This window comes from Bacillales bacterium (genome assembly GCA_035700025.1).
Lineage (GTDB): Bacteria > Bacillota > Bacilli > Bacillales > DASSOY01 > DASSOY01.
In genome coordinates this window covers 1-6,496 of sequence record DASSOY010000054.1, presented here as the reverse complement: position 1 = coordinate 6,496, position 6,496 = coordinate 1, and the positions used below count along the sequence as shown (strand labels likewise).

Sequence of the window (6,496 nt, the reverse complement as noted above, 5' to 3'; positions counted from 1 at the left end):
ATTGAACATGAAGATCCGCTTATGTCGGTGCAAGAAGGATTTGCTACGGCGGTGAATCATTTAAAGTCGGTTTTGATTCGGGAAAAGCCTGCCGAAATGTGGTGGGCGTAAATGGCGGGGAGGCTCTCCCCGCTTTTATTTTGTGGCAAAAAAGGGTTGACAGCTTACTAAATATCCCCTAACATTATTTGAAAAGGTTTTCAAAGAATCAGAGGATGTCAACGCACATGAAAAAGACCATTAAAGATGTGGCGAAATTGGCCGATGTTTCAATCAGTACGGTATCCCGCGTACTGAACAATTCGGCGCAAGTGGATGAACAGAAACGGAGAAAAGTACTGAATGCTGTTGAAGCTTTGAATTATCAGCCTAATGCTTTGGCCCGGGGGCTGATTTCCGGGAAAACGAAAACGTTGGCGGTCATGATTTCCGACGTGAAAAGCCTCTATTTTCCCGAATTGCTTCACGGTATGGAAGAAGCGGCTCGCGATGAAGGCTACAACTTAATGATTTGCGGCATGAATCGGGATCATAAGACGATCTTGTCTTACTTGCAAATTTTAAACGAAAAGCGCGTCGACGGCATCATTTTCACGAGTGAACCGGTATATCCTGATTATCAAGAAATTTTCGAGCAGATGGGCATTCCGGTATTGCTTGTCTCCACCCAATCGATGGAGTATGAAATTCCTTCAATCAAAATCAATGATGAGCAAGCCGCCTTTGACGCTGCCGACTATTTAATCAGTCTCGGACATCGGAAAATCGGCATGATTAGTTTCCCATTAAGCGATCCGATTGCCGGATTGCCGCGTTATCAAGGGTTTATGCGAGCGCTGCGAAAGAATGGGCTTGAGGCACCTGATGACGGCTGCGAAATTGCGCCGCATTGGTTTCAAAACGGATCGCAGGCGACGAAAAAGCTGTTCGCCAAGCATCCGGATTTGACGGCGGTCTTTGCCGCTTCCGACGAATTGGCACTCGGAGCCATTTCGGCGTTGACCGAGATGGGCAAGACAGTTCCTGGAGATGTGTCGGTCGTTGGTTTCGACAACTTGCGGATCTCGCAAATGTGCATTCCGAAATTGACGACAATTGCGCAGCCGCTTGACGAAATCGGGCATAAGGCAATTGAGAAAATTACTGCGCTCATTGATGGGAATGATCTGGGACCGTTGCGGGAAATTGTGTCTCACGAATTGATTGAGAGGGATTCTACGGCTTCGCCGAATCCGTGATCGCGGTCCCATCTGCGGGTCCGATCATCCATTGTATGAAAACCTTTTCAACGAATCCAAGCAGAATTACCGGGAAATCATGGTGTTTTTCGTTACTTTTGTTTGAAAACCTTTTCAAATCAAAATTCAAGGAGTTGACGGGAATTGCGAAACCAAAAGGGAAAGTTTCTTCTTGCGTTGATGCTCGTATTTGCGATGCTGTTGGCGGCGTGCGGGAACAGTGAAACGAGCGGGAACAGTGGAAAAGACGGCGGTTCTTCCGACTTTAAAGGGGATCCGTTAAAGGCCGCTTTTAATGGTGAATTTAAAGGAACGAAAGTGACCATCCTCGGGCCATTCTCGGGACCTGACGAAGTGAAGTTCAATCAGTCGGTAAAAAGTTTTGAAGAGAAAACGGGCATCGACATTCAGTATACGAACTCGAAAGAGTTCAACAGCACGATCGGTATCCGGGTGAAAAGCGGCAACCCGCCTGATATCGCGGATTTCCCGCAGCCCGGTGCTTTAAAAGAGTTTGCGAAAAAAGGTCAAGTTGTTGATGTTTCAACGTTCTTGTCGAAAGATTACTTGAAACAACAATACGATCAAAGCTGGATCGACATTTCGACGATGCCGGGCAAAGACGGTGAGATTGTTGCCGGCGTATGGCAGCGTGTAAATGCAAAAAGCTTTGTATGGTATCCGAAGGATGCATTTGAAGCCGCTGGATATGAAGTGCCGAAAACTTGGGACGAACTAATGGCATTGACGAAGCAAATGGCTGACGACGGCTATAAACCTTGGTCGTTCGGGATTGAAGCTGGCGCAGGTACCGGTTGGCCGGCGACGGACTGGATCGAAAACATTATGCTTCGTACGACATCACTGGAGAATTATGATAAATGGGTAAATGGGGAACTGCCGTTTACTTCTGATGTTGTGAAAGAAGCGTTCAAGCAATTTTCGAACATTTTCATGAATGACGCGTATGTTTATGGTGGAACAAAATCGATTGTTTCGACGAATTTCGGGGATGCACCGAAACCGTTGTTCACGCATCCGCCAAAGGCCTTTATGCTTTTGCAAGGAAACTTTATTACGAGTTTCTTCCCGCAAGGCGTAACGCCGGAAGACTTTGATTTCTTCGTTTTGCCGCAAATGAATGAGAAGTACGGCGCGCCGTTACTTGTTGGCGGTGACATCATGGCGATGTTTAACGATCGGCCGGAAGTTCGCGCGGTCATGAAATATTTCACGACAGGTGAATCGTTGAAGTCTTGGATTCAATCCGGAGGCGCGATTTCTCCGCATAAAGATTCGAAGCTGAGCTGGTATCAAGATCCGGTGACGAAAAAAGTCGCGGAAAAGATTTTGAATGCCGATGCGGTCCGCTTTGACGGTTCGGACTCGATGCCTTCTTCCGTCGGTACAGGATCGTTCTGGGAAGGGATGACCGATTACTTAAGCGGAACGACGAACTTGGAACAAACGTTGAAAGAAATTCAGTCGGGATTTAAGCAGTAAGGCAAAACGGGGACCGGTTCATGAGGACCGGCCCTTGCCTTTCCATTACGCATACGGAGGTGCACGACATGCAGACCGGGAAGCAGACGCCGGCGGAAGCGGAGCAATCGCACTCGACAAGTCGTCCAAGTGAGCGGCCATGGATGAAAGTCCTTTTGACGGTGCTCGTTTTGGCTGTCAATTTTATATTCCATTACGGCGTGTTTTCCTTATTGAAACAAAACGACATTAGTCCGGTTTGGTTAACGATCGTTGCAGTCGTTTGGGGATCGGTCGGGATTTTCACAATCTACTTATCTCTTAACTGGGTCTTGTCCTTATATCCGGAAAGCGTGAAGAAAAAGATCCAACCGTTCGTATTCATCAGCCCGGCCGTCTTTATTCTCGGCTGGCTGCTGTTTATACCGGCATTGCGCACGTTAGTCATGAGCTTCTTCGGACCGAACGGCGATGTTTTTGTAGGATTAAAAAATTACTTGGCGATTTTCACGCAAAGAGAGATGCTCATTACGCTCAGAAATACGCTCATGTGGGTCGTCTTCGGCACGTTTTTCAGCGTGGCCTTCGGGCTTCTCATCGCTGTGCTTGCCGAACGAAGCAGTTTTGAGAAAATCGCTAAGAGTATCATTTTTATGCCGATGGTCATTTCTTTCGTCGGGGCCGGCGTCGTTTGGAAGTTCATTTACGCCTATGAACCAGGCGATCATCAAATCGGCTTATTGAACGCCGTTGTGCAGGCGTTCGGCGGTGAGCCGCAAGCTTGGCTGTCGCTCGTTCAGCCTTGGAACAATTTGTTTTTGATCGCCATCATGATTTGGATGCAAACCGGTTTTGCGATGGTCATTCTTTCGGCCTCAATTAAAGGCGTTCCGAACGAGTTGCTGGAGGCGGCCAGAATCGACGGTGCGAGCGAAATACGCATTTTCTTCAAAATCATCGTGCCTTACATTAAAACGACGTTGGCCGCGGTTACGACGACGATCGTGATTTTCAGCTTGAAGATTTTCGATATCGTCATTGTCATGACAGGCGGTCAGTATGGCACCGGCGTCATCGCGACGAAATTTTACAGAGAATTTTTCACGTATGACAACCAAGGATACGGTTCGGCTTTGGCGATCTTGCTTTTGCTCTTTGTCATACCGGTCATTTGGATCAATGCATCACGGTTCAAGAAAGAGGAGGGATTTTAAATGGCGGCGAACCCGAATAATAGAGGCTCGAAGAAATGGCTCGTCAACGTCATTCTCGGCTTCATTTGCTTGCTGTGGATCCTCCCGACGTTCGGTTTGCTCATCTCTTCGTTCCGCATGCCGAATGATATTAATACGAGCGGCTGGTGGACGATCTTTCCGCACGAAGCTTGGGTAACGGAATCTACTATTACGCTTCCAAAAGATGTGAACCTTGATCAGCCGTTTGAAGTTAAAGGCGAACAGGTGACGGATAAACAGCTGCAAAACGGTGTAAAAATTGCTGAAAATACACGGATCGTTTGGGAAAACCGTTTGCGTAAAACGGTGGCCGTCCAAGACGAAGAATGGACGTCAAACCTCGGGTTTACGATTAAAAATTATTTGCACGTGCTGACAGGCGGAACTTACCAAGTGGCCGGTCCCGACGGTTCGATGACGACGATGCAAGGGGATAATCTCGGGCGGGCTTTCTTGAATTCGATCGCTGTCGCCATCCCGGGGACGTTGATTCCTTTAACGGTCTCGACTTTCGCCGCTTACGCGTTTGCGTGGATGCGATTTCCCGGAAGAAACATCTTGCTCATGGCGATTATCGGCTTGCTTGTCATTCCGGTACAAGTCGCGCTTGTGCCCGACTTGAAAGACTTTATCGCTCTCGGCATCAACGGCACGTTCCTTGCCGTCTGGCTGGCCCACACGGCCTTCGGGTTGTCACTCGCGACCTATTTTATGCACAACTACATTAGCCAAATTCCGAAAGATATCTTCGAATCGGCATTCATCGACGGTGCCGGTCACTTTAAAATTTTTACAAGGCTCATTTTGCCGCTTTCGGTGCCGGCGATCGCATCAATCGGGATTTTTCAATTCATGTGGGTGTGGAACGATTATTTGATTGCGCTTATTTATCTTGGCGGGGTGCCGAATCACCAAGTTTTAACAATGCAATTGGCCGGAATGGTCGGCACGCGCGGCTCGGAATGGCATTTGCTCACGTCCGGCGCATTTATTTCGATGATTTTGCCGCTCGCTGTGTTTTTCTTCTTGCAACGTTATTTTGTACGAGGACTGCTCGGCGGTTCCGTGAAAGGTTGATGCAACAATATGAATCGATTAGAAAAAGCAATGGAATCTGTAAAAGGTGCGGTTTCACTCGCCGAGAAAGATCCTTATAAGCCGGATTACCACGCAGCTGCACCTGCTTTCTGGATCAATGACCCGAACGGCCTCATTCAAGTGAACGGGGCGTATCATTTGTTTTACCAGCACAATCCTTATGAAGCGAAGTGGGGCAACATTCATTGGGGTCACATGAAAAGCACGGATCTCGTGCATTGGGAGCATTTGCCGATCGCGCTGGCTCCCGACGAACAGTACGACCGCGACGGTTGCTTTTCGGGAAGTGCGGTAGAGCATGAAGGGAAAATATGGTTGTTTTATACCGGGAATCGTTGGCTGGCGGATGACGAAGACGAAGAGGCTGTCCAAACGCAAAACATTGCCGTCAGCGAAGACGGCGTGCATTTTCGCAAACTTCCGATCAATCCGATTCTCGAAGTTCCTGCGGAACACGGCGTCAGTTCCCACTTTCGCGATCCGAAAGTTTGGCCTCACGAAGGCAAGTGGTATATGGTGCTTGGTGCGACGCGCGAGGGGAACGGCAAAGTGCTGCTTTATTCATCCGTTAACTTGCTCGACTGGTCGTTTGAAAGCGTGCTGACGGACAGCAGCGACTGGGAAGCCTATATGCTCGAGTGTCCTGATTTCTTTACGCTCGGGGACAAGGAAGTCTTGCTCGTTTCTCCGCAAGGCGTCGGACCGGCCGATCAACCAGACATTTCGGGCTGTTTCATCGGAAATCTCGATTATGCGACAGGCGAATACCGTCACGGCGACTTTGCCAAGATTGACGAAGGGTTGAACTTTTACGCCCCGCAAACGTTTGAAGACGAGAGTGGGCGGCGGATCTTAATCGGCTGGATGCGAATGGAAAACATTGCCGAAGCCGACGGTTGGGCAGGCTGCATGACGGTTCCGCGCGAGCTCGTTTTGGATGAAGACGGCCGGTTGTTGGTCAAGCCGGTTTCGGAACTCGAAACACTTAGACAAGAACACGTATCTTATAAAAATGTCGCCTTGGCCGCTGGAGAAAAACGAACGCTGGCTGGGATTTCAGGTGACGTAGGTGAATTGAAAGCGACGTTTGATTTGAAAAATTGTACAGCGTCGTCGTTCGGCCTCGCTTTGCGGGTAAGTGATGACGGCGTGGAGCGCGTGACATTGTCGTTTGACGTTGCGTCACGAACGATCACGTTTGACCGCGACGCTGCAGGCGGGGGACCGAAAGGGAAGCGCAGCTGGACGGTCGATGCCGATCGTGATACGTTGACGTTACATGTATTTCTTGATAAAAGTGCGATTGAAGTGTTTACGAACGACGGTGAGCGCGCAATGTCGAGCCTCGTGTTCGCGAACCCGGCGAATCGCGCGATTCAATGGGAGGCAGAAGGCGGCGATGTGCGTGTTTCCGCCATCGATTATTGGACGTTGGAAACGTGA

6 protein-coding genes are annotated in these 6,496 nt (G+C 49.1%); all 6 read left to right on the top strand.

All coding sequences use genetic code 11. The features are described 5' to 3' along the window. The coding region (locus VFK44_09235) for a sugar phosphate isomerase/epimerase (GenBank protein ID HET7628556.1) at positions 1-111 on the top strand (111 nt) is incomplete at its 5' end. 116 nt (positions 112-227) lie between these two features. Then, positions 228-1,238 carry a LacI family DNA-binding transcriptional regulator gene (locus VFK44_09230; protein ID HET7628555.1) on the top strand — a complete coding sequence of 337 codons (1,011 nt, stop codon included), beginning with the start codon at positions 228-230 and terminating at the stop codon, positions 1,236-1,238. A gap of 144 nt (positions 1,239-1,382) precedes the next feature. Next, a complete protein-coding gene (locus tag VFK44_09225) occupies positions 1,383-2,741 on the top strand; it encodes an ABC transporter substrate-binding protein (GenBank protein HET7628554.1) in 1,359 nt (452 codons plus the stop codon). 68 nt (positions 2,742-2,809) lie between these two features. Beyond that, entirely contained in the window at positions 2,810-3,934 is a 1,125-nt protein-coding gene (locus VFK44_09220; protein HET7628553.1) for a sugar ABC transporter permease, read from the top strand. Beyond that, entirely contained in the window at positions 3,935-5,032 is a 1,098-nt protein-coding gene (locus tag VFK44_09215; GenBank protein ID HET7628552.1) for a carbohydrate ABC transporter permease, read from the top strand. Between the two features lie 9 nt (positions 5,033-5,041). Then, on the top strand, positions 5,042-6,496 hold the full coding sequence (locus tag VFK44_09210) for a glycoside hydrolase family 32 protein (protein ID HET7628551.1): 1,455 nt from the start codon (positions 5,042-5,044) through the stop codon (positions 6,494-6,496).